1 protein-coding gene is annotated in these 1,052 nt (G+C 51.8%); it reads right to left on the minus strand.

The genetic code is table 11. The features are described 5' to 3' along the window. Positions 1 to 124 precede the first annotated feature (124 nt). Entirely contained in the window at positions 125 to 895 is a 771-nt protein-coding gene (locus CFR71_RS15805) for an alpha/beta fold hydrolase (protein ID WP_025440037.1), read from the minus strand. Between the last annotated feature and the right edge of the window lie 157 nt (positions 896 to 1,052).

Below are 1,052 nucleotides of genomic sequence, written 5' to 3' on the forward strand. Positions count from 1 at the left end.
TGTATCCTTCATCTGCCGTCCTTTCGCGCAGTCGTTTCTTCCAACGACCATTCTGGCACATTGCGATGCCGTGCGGGGAGGACGGCAACCACCCCATCTGACGGGACATGAAACTGCATGGCCTTCAGGCAGTAACGCGATTCATGAAATCCTGTAAAAAGGGAAAAACACGCTCAGGCATGTCTTCAAGTAGCGTATGTTTCGCGAAGGGTAGGTTAAGCAATCTGGCACCTTTGACCTGCTCAGCAAGCTCAAACGCCTGTTGCCGCGACACCAGCATATCGTCGTCACCATGCACGACGAGCAGAGGACACCGGATGTTTTTTACAGACGCGCCGGGATAGGCATCTTCGTCGCAGCCGAGCCACATATGCGTCGCCGCCTTGAATAACTTTTCGAAATCCGGTTCGGGATTTTCCGCGTTGTAGACCGATATTTGATTCCCGAACATCCCACGCCATTTTTCAAGATTGATCTTCTGATAAATCTGCCGGGCCGGATCATTTTCCGGCAACACCCAGTGCGCGCCGACCGCTATGACGAACTCTGGTTGTACGGCATGAGATGCAGCCAGACGAAGGGCGACAATGCCACCGTCACTATGTCCGATTATACCGGATTTTTGCAGCCCCATCGCGTTAAGAACCGCGGTAAAATCATCCTGAAGCTGTCGATATGTCAGGGGGGCCGTCCCGATACCAGATCGACCATGCCCGCGCGTATCAATAGCAATCAGCCTATAATCTTCTGCCAAGTACTTTGCGAGCGGAATGAAATCCAGCCGGCTCCGCAAGCCGCCATGAAGCAATACAATTACTCTTCCTTTCGGGTTCCCGGCTTCAGAGACGAACAAATTTGTATCGCCAACTGATACAAACTTCCCTGTATCAAACATTCGATGGCTTTCATAAGGCTGGATTACTCTGGATCGTGCAGCGAGATTATCACCGCTAATACCAACCGTTGATTGCTATAACCCATGAGCCCAATTGCGCAGTCCGATTGACATGATGCGCCATGGTTGATTGACGAGCTGGTTCCAGGCATGGCAG

It is taken from the genome of Novacetimonas pomaceti, from assembly GCF_003207955.1.
GTDB classification, from domain to species: Bacteria; Pseudomonadota; Alphaproteobacteria; order Acetobacterales; family Acetobacteraceae; genus Novacetimonas; species Novacetimonas pomaceti.

What these genes read in the sequence shown, in the direction of transcription:
- CFR71_RS15805 (WP_025440037.1), bottom strand. Translation starts at nt 895, where the DNA reads ATGTTTGATACAGGGAAGTTTGTATCAGTTGGCGATACAAATTTGTTC.